Raw genomic sequence first — 20,089 nt, 5'->3', positions numbered from 1 at the left:
AGGACGCGCATTATTCCGCTTTCCTGTTGTGCCGTCAAGCATTTTTTATCATGCTCAACTGCGTTGTTTCGTTGACTACCGGCCACTGTGATTTGCATCACTGCTGCCGTGTCAGTGGGGTCGCATTATAGGGTCGCGCCGCGAAAGCGCAAGCGTTTTTTGCTATAAAAAACGCTGAAATTACAATAAATAATGGCAACCCAACTTAAGCACTGAATACTCACATTTAATGCACAGGATACCCAGAAAACCCTGTGGATAACCAAGAATCGAATATGAAAATATAGAGGGAAACGCTCGGATCTTCGCTCTGTGACACCTGATGAGCCGGATGCACTCGTCAGAACCGCACAATTAGCCACGCTCCAGCTTAATGGCTTATAGCTATAAAAAAGGCCGCGTGATCCGCGGCCTTGTTAGTTCTACTTAAGTTCGGCTTATGGGCGTCTAGCCTCAGCGTGTCTGCTATCTATATAGAACTATATAGATGACGGCAAACAACCGGTAGCCTATTACGCGTAAACAGGGAAGCGGGCACAGATATCCAGTACCTGACCTTTCACACGCTCGATGGTTGCTTCATTATTGATGTCATCCAGCACATCACACATCCAACCCGCCAGCAGTGCCGCTTCTTCTTCTTTAAAGCCACGACGAGAAATAGCTGGAGAGCCAATTCGGATCCCCGACGTCACAAACGGACTGCGTGGATCGTTCGGTACGCTGTTTTTGTTCACGGTGATATTGGCTCGGCCCAGTGCCGCATCCGCATCTTTACCGGTGATATCTTTATCAATCAGATCCAGCAAGAACAGGTGGTTCTCAGTGCCATTAGAAACAACTTTGTAGCCGCGTTTCTGGAATACATCCACCATCGCCTGTGCATTACGCACGATTTGGAACTGCAGCGCTTTAAACTCCGGCTCCATCGCTTCTTTAAATGCTACGGCTTTTGCTGCAATCACATGCATCAGTGGGCCACCTTGGCCACCAGGGAACACGGCAGAGTTCAGCTTCTTATACAGATCTTCATCACCGGCAGCCGACAAAATCAAGCCACCACGAGGACCGGCCAGAGTCTTGTGCGTGGTAGTCGTCACCACGTGAGCGTGAGGTACTGGATTTGGATAGGCACCGGCGGCCACTAAGCCTGCAACGTGCGCCATATCCACAAACAGGTAAGCCCCTACGCTGTCAGCAATTTCACGCAGACGCGCCCAATCCACCAGACGGGAGTAGGCAGAAAAACCACCGATGATCATCTTCGGCTTGTGCTCTTGGGCCTGACGCGCCACATCATCATAATCAATGCGACCGTGCTCATCGATGCCGTAAGGCACGATGTTGTACAGTTTACCGGAGAAGTTAACCGGTGAGCCGTGAGTCAGGTGACCACCGTGCGCCAAGCTCATGCCCAGAACGGTATCGCCCGGGTTTAGCAGCGCCATATACACCGCAGAGTTAGCCTGTGAACCGGAGTGTGGCTGCACGTTAGCGTAATCAGCACCAAACAGCGCCTTCGCGCGATCAATAGCCAACTGCTCAACAATATCCACATACTCGCAACCGCCGTAGTAGCGCTTGCCCGGATAGCCTTCCGCGTATTTGTTGGTCAGCTGGGAGCCCTGAGCCTGCATAACGCGCGGGCTGGTATAGTTCTCTGACGCAATCAGCTCAATATGCTCTTCCTGACGCACAACTTCCTGCTGCATGGCCTGCCATAAGTCAGCATCGTAGTCGGCAATGTTCATGTCTCGTTTTAACATCTGCATCTCCTGATAACCTGAGCTAAGTCGCGGGATAAAACGGGCTGTCACCGGCGCTCCCGTGGGTCTGCGCCAAGTTTAATGCTTTTACCGAGGGACTGATAGTCCCTGCGGCAATTTTAACGCAAACGATTGCCAATCTAATTTGCAACAACCGCGACAGCTGAAAACAAAAACGGTGCCCGCGGCACCGTTTTGTGAATAACCTGATTCAAATGGCTTCTTCGTCTTGTTCACCGGTACGAATGCGGATCACACGCGCAACGTCATACACGAAGATTTTGCCGTCACCGATTTTACCGGTTTGCGCCGTTTGCATGATGGTATCGACACAGGTATCGACAATCTCATCGGCCACCACCATTTCAATTTTCACTTTGGGCAGAAAATCGACCATATACTCGGCACCGCGGTATAACTCGGTATGCCCTTTCTGGCGACCAAAGCCTTTCACTTCGGTCACCGTCATGCCGGTGATCCCGACTTCCGCCAGCGCTTCTCGGACATCATCCAGCTTGAACGGTTTGATGATTGCGTCAATTTTCTTCATGGCAGTTCCTTACCAGTTTACACGACCAAAGCCGGACGTTATTGGATAACGCCGATCCTTGCCAAAATTACGGGCGGTGATCCGCGGCCCTACCGCGGCTTGACGGCGCTTGTATTCGTTGATATCCACCAAACGGATGACCTTACGCACCACTTCTTCCTCGAATCCCATCGCCACCAGATCGGCCACCGATTTATCCTGCTCGACATAGGCGTGCAAAATCGCATCCAAAATGTCATACGGCGGTAAGCTGTCTTGGTCGACCTGATCCGGTGCCAGCTCTGCTGATGGCGGACGGTCAATGACTCGCTGCGGGATCACGTACGAGAGCGTATTACGGTATTCGGATAATTGGAAGACCAAGGTTTTCGGCACGTCTTTCAACACATCGAAGCCACCGGCCATATCACCGTACAAGGTGGCATAACCCACCGCCATCTCACTCTTGTTACCGGTGGTCAGCACCAAACGGCGACGCTTGTTCGACAGCGCCATCAGCATCACGCCACGGCAACGGGCCTGCAAGTTCTCTTCGGTGGTATCTCGCTCGGTGCCGGCAAACATCGGTGCTAACTGCTGCATAAACGCATCAAACATCGGTTCGATAGAGACGATATCAAACTCGATACCTAGCAGATCAGCTTCTTCCTTGGCATCGGCGATACTGATATCGGCGGTATAGCGAAACGGCATCATGACCGCCTGCACTTTATCCGCGCCCAACGCATCCACGGCAATCGCCAGAGTTAAGGCCGAATCAATACCGCCCGATAAGCCCAGCACTGCGCCTTGGAAACCATTTTTGGTGACATAATCGCGCACGGCCAACACTAACGCCTGATAGGTTTGTGCCAGCAAACCTTGCGTTGCAGCAGGTTGTGCCATCGGGGTGATCGTCAACGCATCCTGCTGTTTGTGCAATGACACCCGCTCAACCTGCTCGGCAAACGCCGCCAGCCGATGCGTCATCTCACCTTGTGCGTTGAACACTTTCGAACAGCCATCAAACACCAGCTCATCTTGCCCACCGATTTGGTTCAGATACAGCAGTGGCAAGCCGGTACGGCGGCAATGCCCTTCCAGCAGACGTTGGCGGACTTGCGGCTTTTCTTGGTCGTACGGCGAGGCGTTGATGGAAACAATCACCTCAGCACCGGCAGCATGCAGGGCATCGACCGGCGCATCAAACCACAGGTCTTCACAAATCAGCAGCCCCAGACGGACACCGTTGAGCTCCAACAGCGCATTTTTATCGCCCGCGCTAAAGTAACGCAGCTCATCAAATACGCCGTAGTTGGGTAATTTTTGCTTGTAGTAACGGATCAGCAAACGGCCTTCGGCATACACAGACAGCGCATTGTATAACTCCCCGTCTTCCGGCCACGGATGCCCCACCAGCACGGCAGTCTTGTGTGACACCTGCGCAATCAGATCCAATTGGGCATTCACGCGCACCATCAAATCAGGACGCAGCAGCAAATCTTCGGGTGGATAGCCGGTTAACGCCAATTCAGGGAACACCACCAGATCGGCGCCGGCATCTGCCTGCTCACGCGTGGTAGTAATGATTTTTTGCGCATTGCCTTCAATATCGCCGACCAGCATATTCAGCTGTGCCAGAGCGACTGTCAGCGAACCGGTAACAGGCCCTTTCGTCATGACAAATCCAACTTATCCGTAACTAACTTCATACAGAGTTGTCTGCCGCCCAGTGATAGCCACAGACACAATAACGTGTTGCACACGATAATAAGATGCAACAACGACCGATACCATCCCCGCCAATGTTCTCCGCCGTTTTTCTACGCTCGGACACGTTGGCCAGAAACCGGATCAGTTATCCTTAAAATCGTTCGGGTCTAGCTCGTGACGCCCCAGCAGTTTATAAAATTCCGTGCGATTGCGTCCCGCCATACGCGCGGCTTGCGTCACGTTACCTTTGGCAATGTGCAGCAATTTGCGCAGATAATGCAATTCAAAATGGCTGCGCGCATCAGCAAAGGTGGGTAGTGCGGTATTTTCCCCTTCCAACGCCTGTGCGACCAGAGCCTCGTTGATCACCGGCGCAGTGGTCAATGCCACACACTGCTCAATCACGTTCACTAATTGCCGCACATTCCCCGGCCACTCAGCGGCCATCAGCTGCTTGAGTGCTTCTTTGGAAAACGCGCGCACAAAGGGTTTATTACGCTCAGCGGCATGGCGCAAAATGTGATCGGCGAGGAGAGGGATATCATCGGCACGCTCATTCAGCGCCGGTAGCTTGAGGTTAACCACATTCAGGCGGTAGTAGAGGTCTTCACGAAACTCGCCTTGCTCCATGGCTTTGACTAAATCACGGTGCGTGGCTGACACCACCCGCACATCAATGTCGATATCGCGGTTACTGCCCAGTGGACGAACTTTCCGCTCTTGCAAGACGCGCAGCAGTTTGACCTGCAGTGCCAAAGGCATATCGCCGATTTCATCCAGAAACAGGGTTCCCCCCTGCGCTGCTTGGAACAGGCCCTCGCGCTGACTGACCGCGCCGGTAAACGCGCCTTTGGCATGGCCAAATAATTCAGACTCCAGCAACTGCTCCGGTAACGCGCCACAGTTAATGGCAATAAACGGCGCGCCGGCGCGCGGACTGGCTTTATGGATCGCCTGCGCCAACACTTCTTTACCGGTGCCGCTAGCGCCGTTAATTAGAATGCTGACATCGGACTGCGCCACCATTTTCGCCTGCTCCAGCAAACGTAACATGCCCGCATTACGGGTGATCACCCCCTCACGCCAGCGCTCATCACTGCTGGCCGGAGCATGTAACGCCAAGGCTTCATCAATGGCTTTATACAGTGCTTCTTTATCGACCGGCTTGGTCAGGAAGCTAAACACCCCCTGCCGCGTGGCGGCCACGGCATCGGGGATCGAGCCGTGGGCGGTCAGTAAAATCACCGGCATTCCGGGGATGCGCTTTTGGATTTCGCTGAACAGCGCCATGCCATCCATTTCATCCATGCGCAAATCACTGATCACGAGATCGATTTTATCGCGCTCTAAAATGCGCAGTGCTTCTTGCCCGTTCAGGGCGGTCTCTACCTGAAAGCCTTCACTGTTGAGACGCATCCCCAGCAGACGCAGCAAGCTGGGATCATCATCGACCAGCAGCAGGCTCGCTGTCTTTTTCGGTGTCATCAGCCTGAGGCTCCTTTATCTGATCTGGCGTCATCTGCTCCGGTGTCGAGGCTGGCGGCAATGGCTCATCCACCGAGGTATCTCCCACCGATGGCACGGCCAACTGCGGCAGTTTAGTGCTGTCATCTTGCTCGGGTACCGGCCGCACCGGCACCAGCTTACGTACCGACAGCTGACGCTCAATATCCATCAAACGGCGCAGCTTTTGCTCCGCATCATCCAGACGGCGATGCAACGTTTGCCGCTCGGCACGCAGCTCCGCCATCTCCATTTCCAATTGCTTCATCTCGCGCTGAGCGCGCAACCGCTCATCGGTCGCATTAATCAGCGTGACCTGTTGCTCCCGCCACAAACGCACCAGCGGTAACACGCTGGACGGCACTTGTTCACGTAAGCCACTTAAGGTATCCAGTGCGCGCCGCCGCTGCGGTAAGCTCGGGCTGTCACGCAGCTCGACCAGCGTTTTTTTCAGCTGACCATGCCATGTGGTCGTCGGCAAGCTGGCGGCAAATTCACGCCGTGATTTAAACGGGATCTGATCTGCGCACTCAGAAACGCGCAACCAATAGGCGGCCATCTGAATCTGATTGGTGTTACTGCTATTCCAGATCGCCGCACACGAGCGACGGTAAAAATCTTCATTTTCAATTGAAGGTAACACGGGCTCCATTACCCGTGCCAATGCCTGAGTCGGGCGTCCGCTGCAAGCTGTCAGCAGCGTAACCGGCACCGCCAGTGCTACTCCCAGCATCCATTTTTTCATTTTATGAGACATGTTCAGGACTTAACGGTAATTCAATACGAAAACATACTGGCGCATAATCCACCTGCACCAAATCCAGTTCGCCCTGCATCCGCCGGATACAGTCACGCGCAATACTCAAGCCTAACCCGCTGCCTTTGACGGCGCCTTTGCGCTGTCGGCTACCCTGATAAAACGGCTCAAAAATCATTTCCCGCTCCGCCAGAGGAATCGAGGTGCCGGTATTGGCGATATCAATTTGAATTCGCGACTCTTTCAGGTTCTGCCGGCTACTGATCCAGATAGTGCCGGACTCCCCACCATAGTGCACCGCATTGGAGTACAGGTTATCCAGCACCCGACTGAGCAAGGTGGGCTCCGCCATGCAGTGACTAAAGGCCAGATCCAGATGGGTGCGCATGTTCTTCGCTTTGGCCGGCAAGCTATTGGCCACCATCACCTGCTCCAGTAACGGCAGCAGCACCACATCCTGCATCTGCACCGGGGTATTGGCAATCTGGCGGTTATAATCCAGTAACTGCTCAATCAACTGCTGCAAGTGCCGACTGCTGGAGTCCAAAATGGTGACAATCTCTTTTTGCGATTCGGTGAGCGGCCCAGCAATCTCATCCGCCAGCAAATCCGTACCTTCACGCATACTGGCCAACGGGGTTTTTAGCTCATGCGAAATATGACGCAAAAACTCGTGACGTTGCGATTCTAACCAGCTCAAGCGCTCACTGAGCCACACCACGCGCTGGGCGATCGATTTTAACTCGCGCGGCCCTCGCAGCCCGGAGATATCGACAATCTTATGCCCTTCCCCGAGACGATTAATCATGTGCTGGATACTTTTCACCGGCCCGATAATCATGCGGGTAAACAGCAACACCAGCACCAGACTGACCACAAACACGCTTAACGCCTGCCAGCCAAAATAGCGCCCCCGATCGGCAATAGTCTGCTGTAACTGCTCACCGCGTGAATAGATGATGTTACGGGTGGTCTCCAGCATCTGGGTATTGCTGCGCGCAAACTGCTCCAAAAGCGACAACGCTTCTGGCGTCAATCCTTCATTATTACACAGCGGCACCGCCAGCGCCTGCAGCTGGGTATGCAAATCCGCATAGTTGATTTTTTCCGGCAACGCGCGGGCATGTAAGGTCAGCTGACGCAGGTATTGCTTGCGCTGATTTTGGTACAAATTTGCAAAGGTCTTATCACCAAACACACAGTACTGACGGTAGCTGCGCTCCATCTCTAGCGCGATATTACTCATCACCTCCGAGCGCCGCGCATCAGCCAACGTAGAGCGGTTGAGCTGCTCGGCTTGTTCACTGAGGTTATCGAGCCCCCGATAAGCCTGATAGGCCAACAGCAGCAATGGCAGCAGCACCAGCACAAAGGCCAGCAAAACCAATTGCCGCAAAGAACGGGGTGAAAAGCGCATAAAGGTCATAATGGTGAATAATAGATAGAAGAATGCTACCTGAGCTCAGGCGCAGAGAAAAGATACAAACGCGATTCTTGCCCGAGGATGAGCAAGATCTGAGCGCTTGCGAGCGACAGAAAGAAGATAAAGTGACGGGTGACCGGGGTTTCCCCCGGTACGTCCCGGACCAGTCTGCTTGCGTTACACTTAAACGGGCAGAGCGGCTGTCAGGATACCAGACCGTATTTGCTACGCCTGCAGGGTGATGAAAACTGATGTTCATCGAAATCAGGCGACTGGTATCCGGCTTCTCAGCACGTACCGGATGATAAATCTCTGTTTATCGCAGTGGTACGTCGGGCGGAGTCTCACTCAACGTGGCGTCCGTAATTAGATAAGACCGTAGTCATTATCAAGGGTCAGACGTTAGACTCCATGACATTGGCATCATCCGATAAGTTTATGAAGCTAAGCTATCATAAGAAGGTGGATGAGCACTTACGACCAATATAATGCAGCTGGCGTGCCAGCCTTTAAGTAATAGAAATAAAGCATTGATTTTAAATGAATTAAAATTTAAATCGAAGCTATCAATCTCACGTTTCTCATTGGCAAAAGTATTTCTGAGCGCGGTAACCGCTAAAACTGTCGCGAAAAAACGACAGGATAAAGCACCAGACAAATATCCATTTAAAAACAACAAGATAAATGTCTCTTTTTGGCGACACAAATAAACACCCTTGTCGGCATTTCGCGACAATCAAATAAAAGCCATTAATAATCAAGCAATTAAAAAGGCGCTCTATTGAGCGCCTTCGGTTCAAAACCGGTGAAAAACCGGTCATTAGCTATACCGCGATAGCCGATTACCCCAGTTGACGACGCGCATTACGGAACATGCGCATCCACGGGCTATCTTCACCCCAGTTATCTGGATGCCAAGAATTGCTGACCGTACGGAACACCCGCTCAGGATGCGGCATCATGATAGTGACGCGACCATCCAAGTTAGTCACCGCGGTAATGCCGTTGACCGACCCGTTCGGGTTAGCAGGATAGGTAGTGGTCGGTTGCCCGGCGTTGTTCACAAAGCGCATCGCCACCAGCGCGCTTTGCTCCAGCCCATTGAGCTGCACCGTGTCGCGGAACTCCACTTGCCCTTCACCATGCGATACCGCAATTGGCATCCGTGAGCCGGCCATATCCGCCAGCAGCAGAGAAGGACTCGCCGCCACTTCCACCAAACTGAAACGCGCTTCGAAACGCTCCGAGCGGTTACGCACGAAACGTGGCCAGTTTTCAGTACCTGGGATCAGCTCATGCAAGTTGGACATCATCTGACAGCCGTTACACACCCCGAGCGCCAGCGTATCTTGACGACGGAAGAACGACTCAAATTGATCCCGCGCCTGCGCGTTGAACAAAATCGACTTCGCCCAACCTTCACCAGCGCCCAAAACGTCACCGTACGAGAAGCCGCCGCACGCCACCAGCGATTGGAACTGCTGCAAGTTGATGCGTCCGCCCAGAATATCGCTCATGTGCACATCGATGGCATCAAAACCAGCGCGATCGAACGCCGCCGCCATCTCAACATGTGAGTTCACGCCCTGCTCGCGCAGCACCGCCAACTTCGGACGCACGCCTGTGGCAATGTACGGCGCAGCAATGTCGTCTGCCGGATCGAAACTTAAACGGACATTTAGCCCCGGATCTTGCGGGTCACACTTGCCCGCAAACTCCTGATCGGCGCACTCTGGGTTATCACGACGACGCTGCATCTGCCACGTCATCTCCGCCCAGATCCCACGCAGGCGCGTGCGGGTATCTTCGATAATCACGCGGGTGCCACGGCGGATACTGAACAGATCGTCGGTCACTGGCGCGCCAATTTCGTGGGTGATATCCAGCAGGCCATGCTTGATCAGGATTTTACGCACATCGGTGATGGCGCTATCGCGCACCTGCAGCACTGCACCCAGCTCTTCACTGAACAGCACCGCCATGTTGTCATCACCCAGCGCACCAATATCCACTTCCACGCCGCAATGACCGGCAAAGGCCATCTCCGCCAGCGTAACCAGCAGACCACCATCCGAACGGTCGTGGTAGGCCAGCAGATGACGCGCCGCTACCAGCTCTTGCATCGCATTGAAGAAGGCCAGCAAACGCGCTGGATTATCCAAATCGGCCGGCTTATCGCCCAGTTGCTTATACACTTGGGCCAGCGCCGAGCCGCCAACGCGGTTACGCCCTTCGCCTAAGTCAATCAGCAGCAGGCGTGATGCGCCCAAATCAGTGCGCAGTTGTGGCGTCAGCGTGGCGCGAATATCTTCCACACGGCTAAAGGCCGAGATCACCAGCGACAGCGGCGCGGTCACAGACTGTTCTTCACCCTCTTGCTGCCAGCGGGTTTTCATCGACATCGAGTCTTTACCCACCGGAATGGTCAGACCCAGCGCCGGACACAGCTCTTCGCCCACCGCTTTCACTGCCGCATACAAACCGGCATCTTCACCCGGGTGACCGGCTGCCGCCATCCAGTTGGCGGACAGCTTGATACGCTTGATGTCACCGATGCGCGTCGCCGCGATATTGGTGATCGCTTCACCGACCGCCAGACGCGCCGAGGCGGCAAAGTCCAACAGCGCCACAGGCGCCCGCTCGCCCATCGACATAGCTTCGCCGTGATAAGTGTCAAAGCTCGCTGCGGTGACTGCGCAGTCAGCAACAGGGATCTGCCACGGGCCAACCATTTGATCGCGCGCCACCATACCGCTCACACTGCGATCGCCGATGGTGATCAGGAAAGTCTTCTCGGCGACTGCCGGCAGACGCAAGACGCGCTCCAGCGCCTCGTGCAGCGTGGCGCCGCCTAAATCGAGTTTTTTACCCTGCATCTGCAAGGTCTTCACATCGCGCAGCATCTTCGGCGCGCTACCCAACAGCACATCCATCGGTAAATCGATAGGATGATTATCAAAATGCGGGTCATACATATCCAGATGCAGCTCGGCGCAGGCCTCACCAATGACGGCGTACGGCGCACGCTCACGCTGGCACAGTGCTTCAAAGCGCGCCAGCTGATCAGGGGCTACCGCCAGCACATAACGCTCTTGCGATTCGTTACACCAGATCTCCAGCGGACTCATGCCCGGCTCATCGCTGGCAATGGCGCGCAGGTCAAAGCGACCGCCGCGGCCACCATCGTGCACCAGCTCTGGCATGGCATTCGACAGGCCACCCGCGCCCACATCATGGATAAACAGGATTGGGTTGTCGTCGCCCAGCTGCCAGCAGCGGTCGATCACTTCCTGACAGCGGCGCTCCATCTCTGGGTTATCACGCTGCACGGAAGCAAAATCCAAATCCTCTTGCGATTGGCCCGAAGTCATGGACGAAGCCGCGCCACCACCCAAACCGATATTCATTGCCGGGCCCCCCAGCACAATCAGTTTGGCGCCAATCGGAATCTCCCCTTTTTGAATATGGTTTTCTCGGATATTACCGAGGCCGCCGGCCAGCATGATCGGCTTATGATAACCTCGCACTTCCTGCCCGTTATGGCTGTTCACCTCTTCTTCGTAGGTGCGGAAGTAACCCAGCAAGGCTGGGCGGCCAAATTCGTTGTTAAACGCCGCGCCGCCCAGTGGGCCTTCAGTCATGATATCCAGCGCCGAAACGATGCGATCGGGCTTACCAAAATCGGTTTCCCACGGCTGTTCAAAGCCCGGAATGCGTAAGTTAGACACCGAGAAGCCCACTAAACCGGCTTTTGGTTTGGCGCCGCGCCCCGTGGCGCCTTCATCACGAATTTCCCCACCAGAGCCAGTAGCCGCACCTGGCCATGGCGAAATCGCGGTGGGGTGGTTGTGCGTTTCCACCTTCATCAGAATGTGGGTCGGCTCTTGATGGTATTCATAGCGACCAGTGTCCGGCTCGGCAAAGAAACGCCCCGCAACCGAGCCTTCCATCACGGCGGCATTATCTTTATACGCCGAGAAGACATACTCAGGGGTCTTCTCGAAGGTGTTTTTGATCATCTTGAACAGCGATTTTGCCTGCGGCTGATCATCGATAATCCAATCGGCATTGAAAATCTTGTGGCGGCAGTGCTCAGAGTTGGCCTGCGCGAACATATAAAGCTCAATGTCATTCGGGTTACGCTGCAGGCGAGTAAAGCTAGCCAACAGGTAATCAATTTCTTCATCGGCCAACGCCAGCCCTAGGCGCAAGTTTGCTTGCTCCAGTGCAGCGCGCCCTTCTTCCAGCACAAAGATTTGCTGTACCGGAGCGGGTTCCTGCTCACTGAACAGCACATCAGCTTGCTGCAACTCGGTAAACACACACTCCATCATGCGATCATGCAACAACGCCTTTACCGCCGCTAACTGCTCCGCGGTCAATGCATCGGCTGTCAGGTAGTAGGCAATACCGCGCTCTAAGCGGCGCACCTGCGTCAAGCCACAGTTATGCGCAATGTCGGTGGCTTTGGAGGACCATGGCGATACCGTCCCCGGACGTGGCGTTACCAGCAGCAGATAGCCCTTTGGCTCATGCTCTGGCAATGACGGGCCATAACGTAACAGGCGTGCCAGCTTGACCTGTTCATCGGTGGAAAGGGGCGCGCTCAAATGGGCGAAATGCACATACTCGGCATACACATCCTGTACTGGCAGCTGTGCATCCTGGCAGGCAGACAGTAATTTGGTCACGCGAAAAGCTGAAAGCGCTGGCGAGCCGCGCATAATTTCCATCATCGTTTAGCTCTCTTTAAGGGCGGTTTGGCTAAAAGGCCGCCGTATTATAGAGAAATTGCCGCGCCGACGAAACCGTTTGCGTCATGATTATTCCTGACTTTGTCAGTAAGAAATTCCTACAGTCAGTAACCCCCTCTTGTAATAAAAAGATTGCGTCACGGGCCTCGGTTGGAGAAAATGCCTTGGCCCAATTGAACAAAAAGTCACCAACACGTTATCACCAGTAACACTCTGTGAAGAGATAATCTATTGAAAACGCTGAATTTTAAATGGATCAGCTGTCTGTTACTTCTGGCCGTGGGATTGGCTGTATTATTACCGGGACGTAATTGGGTTTTTGACAGACGCAGCCAACTAGAACAAGTAAAAGAGCGCGGGGAGCTCCGCGTCGGCACCATCAACAGTGCCCTCTCTTATTACATCGGACCAAATGGTCCATCCGGCCTAGAGTATGAGCTCACCAAACGTTTCGCCGATTACCTCGGGGTCGAACTGCGGATTGAATCTGCCTTCAGCCTGACGGATCTGTTTCCGGCCGTAAACGAAAAACGGCTCGATATGGCAGCCGCCGGCCTGCTGTTTAATCAGGAACGCCTGTCTCAATTTCGGGTTGGCCCTTCTTACTATTCCGTATCCCAGCAGTTGGTATACCGGAAGGGAAAAGCGCGCCCGAAAAACTTAAACGATCTGAAAGGCACCTTGATGGTGGCCTCCGGCTCGGCACATGCGGCCTCACTGGCTAAGTTAACCGGCAAATTTACCAACTTAAGCTGGAAAGCCACCACCGATCTCTCTTCGGATGAATTGCTGCGCCAAGTGGCCGAAGGCTCACTGGATTACACCGTGGCTGACTCGGTGAGTATTGCGGCGCTGCAGCGCATCAAGCCCGAGCTGGCCGTCGCCTTCGATATCAGTGATGAAGAGCCGGTCGTCTGGTACATGCGTAAAAGCGATGACGACAGCCTGTACGCCGCGATGCTGGATTTCATGAGTGAGATTGTGGAAGACGGCACGCTGGCGCGTTTGGAAGAGAAGTACTTCGGTCATATCGATGAGTTTGATTATGTCGATACCCGTACTTTCTTGGCCGAAATCGAAAAAACGCTGCCGCAATACCAGAAGCTGTTCGAGCAATATGCGGGCGAGCTGGATTGGCGTTTGCTGGCGGCGGTAGCCTATCAGGAGTCGCATTGGGATCCGGATGCTACCTCACCTACCGGTGTGCGTGGTCTAATGATGTTGACCCGTCCAACTGCCGCCTCAGTGGGCGTCAGTGATCGCACCGATCCTGAGCAAAGCATTCGCGGTGGCTCCGATTATCTGGCGCGCTTGATGGATAAAATTCCAGAAAGCATTCCCGAAGACGAGCGAGCATGGTTTGCACTGGCAGCGTACAACATTGGCTTTGGTCATATGATGGATGCCCGTCGCCTGACCAAAACCCAAGGTGCGAATCCTGACTCTTGGGCGGATGTGAAGCAGCGTCTGCCAATGCTCAGTCAAAAACGCTACTACGCGCAGACTCGCTACGGTTTTGCCCGTGGCGGTGAAGCCTTCCGCTACGTGGAGAACATTCGTCGCTACATGCAAAGTTTGGTGGGCTATGATCAGGCGCAGCAGCTGGCGATTGCCGCTAAAGCCAAAGAAGTCGCGCCGCTGAACGATAACGGTGAGCCGGCGGTGATCAATACCGCGCAAGAAGCGCGTGAGCAAAACGCGCTGCAACGTGCCGAGATGAAGCAAAGCCGTCAAGAGGCGATGACCGAGCTTAAATCCCCCGGCGCAGGCTTAGTTACCGCGAAGGTGAAAGAATAACGGTGCTGCCGCACCGATGCGCGAACAGCACATAAGAACGGTAAACAAAGTAAAAAGAGGAGCGACTGCTCCTCTTTTTTTATGTCTTTTGTGTCCTATTTAAGCCATTGATTCAGGGGTCACTCACCTGCACCCAAGCTCGAATATCAGCAATATTTATAAGCTCACGTATCGGTACGCAATTCGGCTCACCAATATAACCGTAATAAATAATTCACATCTTGGTTATGCTTTTGGCCCGCGTTACTACCGGCTAATGTTAAAACTGGCATTTCACCATTTTTCCGTTACATATCCGCATATAGGCATAATTTTAGGTTAAAAAGCCGCGAAATCTGACTCTGGCAGCACATCAGACACAATTAGCATGCAATATTGTCGGGCTGATCGCATTGGAGCATTTACCTGTGCGTCATAATCTGGTAACACTGAGCGTATGAGATGGACAAGGCAGTCAGTCCAAAGAGGTGTACCATGATCCGACGTCGTAAATTGATGAACAGTAAGAAACCGGCGATTGGGGGCTCTCTGCGCCGCCTGCGCATGCAGGTGAACCGTAAGCGCAAGATCCTGTTTCGCAATCGCTTATTTACATTGATTAACCTGCAATACGATACAGCAGAAAGGATGCCAGAGCAGGTTTGTTGGGGACGCGTACCCGAGCCGTCTCACCACTAATTCCGCGCTATATCCGCTTTACTCCGCACCACCCTATCCCTGATTGATTATGTATCCGAAACGGCTGCGGCTAAAATCCCGCAGCCAGAGCCGGATCTGTTCTCTTACTCAACATCCTCGCCGTGCGAGCTCAATTCACGTGCAGCCTGACGCAACGCTTTTTTCTCAGCGCGACGCCGACGGAAAAATGCACTAAGCTGCGCCCCGCACTCGTCGGCTAATACGCCGCCCAGCACCTCTAACTGATGATTAAAGTGCGGTTCGCGCAGCAAATTCATCACCGAGCCCGCGGTGCCGGTTTTCAGATCGCTGGCCCCAAACACCAGTTGCCGAATTCGGCCATGCACCATCGCACCTGAACACATGGCGCAGGGCTCTAACGTCACATACAGCACGGCATCCAGCAGACGATAGTTTTGCACCACTTTGCCGCCTTGGCGGATCGCCATCATCTCCGCATGCGCCGTCGGATCATGTTGGCCGATGGAGCGATTCCAGCCTTCACCTATCACTTGGCCATCCAACACCAAGACTGCGCCGACTGGCACTTCACCTTCCGCTTCCGCTTTCGCAGCCAGCGTCATGGCATGACGCATCCAAAATTCGTGCTCCGCCTGTTGTATCACGTTACGTTCTTACCCGATGGTTAGCGTTATCTCTTGCCGCCAATTATAGACAAGCCACTCCATCCGGTCGCCTGCTTCTGCTACGTGGTTACATACAAGCATTTCATCCGCCAATGACGAATACGATGCCGACACTTCCCCATAAAAAAACGGGCTGCCAAAGCAGCCCGTTATCGAAAGGCGGTCTATCAAAGCGTATAAAACGCTTTTTTAGTTCTGGCCAACTTAACCGGCAACCGGATAGGTATAACCGGCTTGCAGACCCAGCGGCAGACCCAGCGCCCACCATGCCAGCAGGAACAAAATCCAACTGATCATAAAGGCAATGGAGTACGGCATCATGATAGACACCAGCGTACCCACCCCGGTCTCTTTCACATAACGCTGGCAATACACCACCACCAGCGGGAAGAACACCATCAGCGGCGTAATAATGTTGGTGGTAGAGTCACCAATGCGGAACGCCGCCTGCGTCAGCTCAGGAGACAGGCCCACCGCCATCAACATCGGCACCATAATTGGTGACAACAACGCCCATTTCGCGGATGCTGAGCCAATCAGGATGTTAACCATCGCCGTCAGCAGAACCATACCGATGATGGTCACTTCGCCCGGCAACGCCATCTCTTTAAGGACATTTGCCCCTGACAGTGCCAGCAGCGTACCCAGATTGGAATCACCAAACGCTTTGATGAACTGCGCACAGAAAAACGCCATCACCATGTATGAGCCCATCTTGCTCATGGTGTTGCTCATGGCATCAATCACGTCTTTGCTGGTCTTGAAAGTACCCGCTACACGGCCATATACAATCCCAGGGAAGATAAACAGCAAGAAAATCAATGGCACAATCGACTTCATCACCGGCGCAGCATAGCTGGTCAGTGAGCCATCAGCAGCGCGCAGCGGTGATGTCTCAGGCCACAGCGCTGCGGCCAACAGGCCAAGACCGGCCAGCATCGCCCAGCTAGCAGCGCGGAAACCACGGTTTTCCGCCTCGCTGTAGGAGGTCATATCTTCTGGCTCTGGCAGCGTATCGTTGAGCTTCATTTTGCTCACGCGCGGCTCAACCACTTTCTCGGTGACCCACCAGCCAACCAGCGTGATCATCAGGGAAGAGGCCATACCGAAGAACACGTTACACAGCGTGTTAACGGTGTAATCGCCATCCAGCAAACGGGCAGCAGCTTGGGTAAAACCTTGCAACAGCGCATCGTTACCACACGGGATGAAGTTTGCGGCAAATCCACCCGATACCCCGGCAAAGGCAGCGGCCAGACCAACCAGCGGATGACGACCCGCAGCGTGGAAGATAATCCCACCAATTGGGATCACCAGCACGTAACCCGCATCCGCCGCAGTGTGGCTCAGCATGGCGACAAAAATCAGCATCGGGGTCAGCATGTGACCCGGTGTTACCCGCAGCAGTTTTTTCAAACCGGTGTTGATGTAGCCTGACTGTTCAGCCACACCGACCCCCAGCATGGCCACCAGTACGATGCCCAGCGGTGCAAACGAGGTAAAGGTGGTGACCATATTGGCCAAGAAAGAGGTTAGCGCCGTACCGGTCAGCAGGTTATTGACCTGTACGGTTTCGCCATTGACAGGATTAACCAGATCAAAGGTCACCTGTGACAGCAGTGCTGACACGCCCCACACCAGCAGCAAGGCGTACAAAAACATCATGGCTGGATCAGGCAGTTTGTTACCCGCACGTTCAACCGCGTTTAAAAAACGGGTCATCATTGTGGGCGAAGGGAGTTGTGCTTGTTGTTCACTCATACGCGTCCTGCATTTGTTATTTGAAGATGAAAAAACAGGTCATTTTAGCACGCAAAAGTGTATCTTGATGTTACTGCAGTCAAAACAATTGGATTCTAAAAAAATGACCGCACAAATCGCTAACAAAGCAATCTGATACGGCCACATCCCATTAATCAATATATCTATTTGATTTTTAATAATTAAAATTATTTTCTATTCACTCACTTACTTTTCTAGTAAGAACCACGTGATATCATCTTGCGGAGCCCAATTATCTCGTTTGTAGACGAAACCATAATCCACCAGCTTCATTCCATACTTCTCAATTAAATCCCCAGCAAAATCACGCTTAAACAAACGATCTGCATGTCCCCGATACATAATTGCAGTAGGGGCTGGGTTATAATATTCGGCAACTAATACATAACGGCGGCTGTTATTCACTAGATTGCGGTAAACATTATCCAGCTGATCTGGATTAATATGGATCAACACTCCCGCAGTAAATGTCAAATCAACAGGCTCATCTTGGATCTCATCCAAAATAGTTCCGCAAGTGATCTGTGCTACGTCTAACTGACGAGCTTGCTCCGCTGCCACAGGATTAATTTCGATGCCGCTCAATGCCAGACTTGGCTGCATGCGCTTAAGTGCCAATAAATTCAATCCGATGTTACAGCCCAGCTCGCGTACTGAACGTACACTGTGTGCACTACGCAGCATCTGCGACCACATTGCTACCTTCGAATATAACAATGCTTCAGACTCATTTCGTCCAATATAGTTATCGCCAAACTCACCCGCCCAGAATTGCTCTTGTTCAGTTTGATAGCTCATTCCATCCCCGATCGATAATTTGATTTGTTTTACGGCACATGACCTATGGTGATTTCATGCCGCTAAATGTCACTAATTCTCTAGCCAATGACGCACGTAACGCACCTATTGCTGCGAATTTTACATGATTCTCTCTTGCATGCCTTCCATCATCAGGCGGATAAAACATCCAGATCATTAAACCTCCCGCCAACTTTTCTCAGTACAAAAAAGCCCCGCAGTGCGGGGCTAACATGACGAAGCAAGATAAATCGATATACGCTGACCGCCGATACAGCTAAAGCGGTCAGTGAGGAAGGATTATTCCCACTCGATAGTTGCCGGCGGCTTACCAGAAACATCGTAAACAACGCGGGAAATACCGTTGATTTCGTTGATGATTCGGTTAGACACTTTGCCCAACAGCTCATACGGCAGGTGCGCCCAATGGGCGGTCATAAAGTCGATGGTTTCTACCGCGCGCAGGGAGACCACCCAGTCATACTTGCGGCCATCGCCCATCACCCCAACCGAACGCACAGGCAGGAAGACCACGAAGGCTTGGCTAACTTTGTCGTACCAGTTGGCTTTATGCAGCTCTTCGATAAAGATTGCATCGGCACGGCGCAGGATATCGCAGTACTCTTTCTTCACTTCACCCAGTACGCGAACCCCCAAACCTGGACCTGGGAACGGATGACGGTACAGCATGTTGTACGGAAGACCCAGCTCCAGACCAATACGACGAACTTCGTCTTTGAACAGCTCTTTGAGCGGCTCAACCAGACCCAGCGCCATCTCTTCTGGCAACCCACCTACGTTGTGGTGAGATTTGATCACGTGCGCCTTACCGGTCGCGGAGGCAGCGGACTCAATCACATCAGGGTAGATAGTGCCTTGCGCCAGCCACTTCACGTTGCTGAGCTTACCGGCTTCCTCGTCGAACACTTCCACGAACACGCGACCGATAGTCTTACGCTTTTGCTCTGGATCTTGAATACCGGCCAGTGCGGTCAAGAAGCGCTCTTCGGCTTCCACACGAATAATGTTCAGGCCAAACTGATCGCCGAACATGTTCATCACTTGATCCGCTTCGTTCAAACGCAGCAGACCGTTGTCGACGAACACACAAGTCAGACGCTTACCGATCGCGCGGTGCAGCAGCATAGCGGTTACGGAAGAATCCACACCACCGGACAGACCTAAGATCACCTCATCATCGCCCACTTGCTCGCGGATCCGAGCCACCGCGTCATCGATGATAGTAGCTGGCGTCCACAGCGCTTCACAGCCACAGATCTCCAGTACAAAGTTCTCCAGCATGCGCTTACCCTGATGGGTATGGGTCACTTCTGGGTGGAACTGAACACCGTAAAAACGTTTTTCTTCGTTAGCCATCGCCGCAAACGGACAGGTATCCGTTACCGCAATAGTGCTGAAATCAGAAGGAATCGCTGTCACTTTATCGCCGTGACTCATCCACACATCCAGCAGTGGTTTGCCTTCGGCATTCACGCTGTCTTGTGCGCCAGCAAACAGACGGCTGTTACCCAGCACTTCCACGCTAGCATAGCCAAATTCGCGCTCGTCAGAAGAGTGCACCATGCCGCCTAACTGCATCGCCATGGTCTGCATGCCATAGCACACGCCCAGTACCGGTACACCGGCGTTGAACACATATTCTGGCGCACGTGGACTGCCTTGCTCGGTAGTACTTTCTGGGCCACCAGAGAGGATAATACCGTTCGGGTTAAAGCTGCGGATCTGCTCTTCAGTGACATCCCAGGCCCACAATTCACAATATACGCCAATCTCACGGATACGGCGGGCAATCAGTTGGGTGTACTGAGAACCAAAATCGAGGATCAGAATACGGTGGTCGTGAATATTTTTGCTCATCGGTCACTCTGTTTTGAATTAACGGCGAAAAAGGTTACTGCAGCGGCGGGATTCATACGCCGCC

General features: G+C 53.3%; 13 protein-coding genes. 2 read left to right on the top strand and 11 right to left on the bottom strand.

Annotation, left to right across the window (positions count from 1 at the left end; all coding sequences use genetic code 11):
• Positions 1–512 precede the first annotated feature (512 nt).
• The 7 genes from glyA to purL form a co-directional block, all read right to left on the bottom strand.
• The gene (gene glyA / locus L975_RS09590; protein WP_047708350.1) at positions 513–1,766 is read right to left on the bottom strand and encodes a serine hydroxymethyltransferase; all 1,254 of its coding nucleotides are present in this window, start codon (positions 1,764–1,766) and stop codon (positions 513–515) included.
• Positions 1,767–1,977: 211 nt separating this feature from the next.
• Positions 1,978–2,316 carry a nitrogen regulatory protein P-II gene (gene glnB / locus L975_RS09585; protein WP_010862400.1) on the bottom strand — a complete coding sequence of 113 codons (339 nt, stop codon included), beginning with the start codon at positions 2,314–2,316 and terminating at the stop codon, positions 1,978–1,980.
• Positions 2,317–2,325: 9 nt separating this feature from the next.
• Complete coding sequence (locus L975_RS09580) at positions 2,326–3,975, bottom strand: NAD+ synthase (RefSeq protein WP_047708349.1); 1,650 nt, start codon at positions 3,973–3,975, stop codon at positions 2,326–2,328.
• A 174-nt stretch (positions 3,976–4,149) separates the two neighbouring features.
• A complete protein-coding gene (gene glrR, locus L975_RS09575) occupies positions 4,150–5,493 on the bottom strand; it encodes a two-component system response regulator GlrR (RefSeq protein ID WP_010862402.1) in 1,344 nt (447 codons plus the stop codon).
• A complete protein-coding gene (locus L975_RS09570) occupies positions 5,453–6,244 on the bottom strand; it encodes a hypothetical protein (RefSeq protein WP_177326633.1) in 792 nt (263 codons plus the stop codon). Before L975_RS09570 ends, glrR begins: the two co-directional genes overlap by 41 nt.
• 13 nt (positions 6,245–6,257) lie before the next feature.
• Entirely contained in the window at positions 6,258–7,685 is a 1,428-nt protein-coding gene (locus L975_RS09565; RefSeq protein WP_369795329.1) for a sensor histidine kinase, read from the bottom strand.
• Positions 7,686–8,533: 848 nt separating this feature from the next.
• The gene (purL, locus tag L975_RS09555) at positions 8,534–12,427 is read right to left on the bottom strand and encodes a phosphoribosylformylglycinamidine synthase (RefSeq protein WP_177326632.1); all 3,894 of its coding nucleotides are present in this window, start codon (positions 12,425–12,427) and stop codon (positions 8,534–8,536) included.
• Positions 12,428–12,676: 249 nt separating this feature from the next.
• On the opposite strand from purL, the gene mltF reads away from it, so the two are divergent.
• The gene (mltF, locus tag L975_RS09550) at positions 12,677–14,242 is read left to right on the top strand and encodes a membrane-bound lytic murein transglycosylase MltF (RefSeq protein ID WP_010862407.1); all 1,566 of its coding nucleotides are present in this window, start codon (positions 12,677–12,679) and stop codon (positions 14,240–14,242) included.
• Between the two features lie 474 nt (positions 14,243–14,716).
• Positions 14,717–14,920, top strand: a complete 204-nt coding sequence (locus L975_RS09545; RefSeq protein WP_047708344.1) for a hypothetical protein — start codon at positions 14,717–14,719, stop codon at positions 14,918–14,920.
• Positions 14,921–15,024: 104 nt separating this feature from the next.
• Here L975_RS09545 and tadA read toward each other — a convergent pair whose 3' ends face one another.
• From tadA to guaA, 4 genes are all read right to left on the bottom strand, one after another.
• Positions 15,025–15,546, bottom strand: coding sequence for a tRNA adenosine(34) deaminase TadA (gene tadA / locus L975_RS09540; RefSeq protein WP_255359271.1), 522 nt, complete (start codon positions 15,544–15,546; stop codon positions 15,025–15,027).
• 225 nt (positions 15,547–15,771) lie between these two features.
• Positions 15,772–17,328, bottom strand: coding sequence for an AbgT family transporter (locus tag L975_RS09535; protein ID WP_036768610.1), 1,557 nt, complete (start codon positions 17,326–17,328; stop codon positions 15,772–15,774).
• Between the two features lie 207 nt (positions 17,329–17,535).
• Entirely contained in the window at positions 17,536–18,147 is a 612-nt protein-coding gene (locus L975_RS09530; protein ID WP_047708341.1) for a pseudaminic acid biosynthesis-associated methylase, read from the bottom strand.
• A gap of 300 nt (positions 18,148–18,447) precedes the next feature.
• Positions 18,448–20,025 (bottom strand): glutamine-hydrolyzing GMP synthase, encoded by a 1,578-nt coding sequence (guaA, locus tag L975_RS09525; protein ID WP_010862415.1) that lies wholly within the window; start codon positions 20,023–20,025, stop codon positions 18,448–18,450.
• Between the last annotated feature and the right edge of the window lie 64 nt (positions 20,026–20,089).

Source organism: Plesiomonas sp. ZOR0011 (genome assembly GCF_000800945.1).
Taxonomy (GTDB): Bacteria; Pseudomonadota; Gammaproteobacteria; order Enterobacterales; family CAMTGL01; genus Plesiomonas; species Plesiomonas shigelloides.
This window is presented reverse-complemented; position numbering and strand designations above follow the sequence as displayed.

Excerpts from the sequence above, each read along its gene's own strand:
- glyA (WP_047708350.1), bottom strand. The coding sequence starts at position 1,766 with ATGTTAAAACGAGACATGAACATTGCCGACTACGATGCTGACTTATGG.
- glnB (WP_010862400.1), bottom strand. The coding sequence starts at position 2,316 with ATGAAGAAAATTGACGCAATCATCAAACCGTTCAAGCTGGATGATGTC.
- L975_RS09580 (WP_047708349.1), bottom strand. The coding sequence starts at position 3,975 with ATGACGAAAGGGCCTGTTACCGGTTCGCTGACAGTCGCTCTGGCACAG.
- glrR (WP_010862402.1), bottom strand. The coding sequence starts at position 5,493 with ATGACACCGAAAAAGACAGCGAGCCTGCTGCTGGTCGATGATGATCCC.
- L975_RS09570 (WP_177326633.1), bottom strand. The coding sequence starts at position 6,244 with ATGCTGGGAGTAGCACTGGCGGTGCCGGTTACGCTGCTGACAGCTTGC.
- L975_RS09565 (WP_369795329.1), bottom strand. The coding sequence starts at position 7,685 with ATGCGCTTTTCACCCCGTTCTTTGCGGCAATTGGTTTTGCTGGCCTTT.
- purL (WP_177326632.1), bottom strand. The coding sequence starts at position 12,427 with ATGATGGAAATTATGCGCGGCTCGCCAGCGCTTTCAGCTTTTCGCGTG.
- L975_RS09545 (WP_047708344.1), top strand. The coding sequence starts at position 14,717 with ATGATCCGACGTCGTAAATTGATGAACAGTAAGAAACCGGCGATTGGG.
- L975_RS09535 (WP_036768610.1), bottom strand. The coding sequence starts at position 17,328 with ATGAGTGAACAACAAGCACAACTCCCTTCGCCCACAATGATGACCCGT.
- L975_RS09530 (WP_047708341.1), bottom strand. The coding sequence starts at position 18,147 with ATGAGCTATCAAACTGAACAAGAGCAATTCTGGGCGGGTGAGTTTGGC.
- guaA (WP_010862415.1), bottom strand. The coding sequence starts at position 20,025 with ATGAGCAAAAATATTCACGACCACCGTATTCTGATCCTCGATTTTGGT.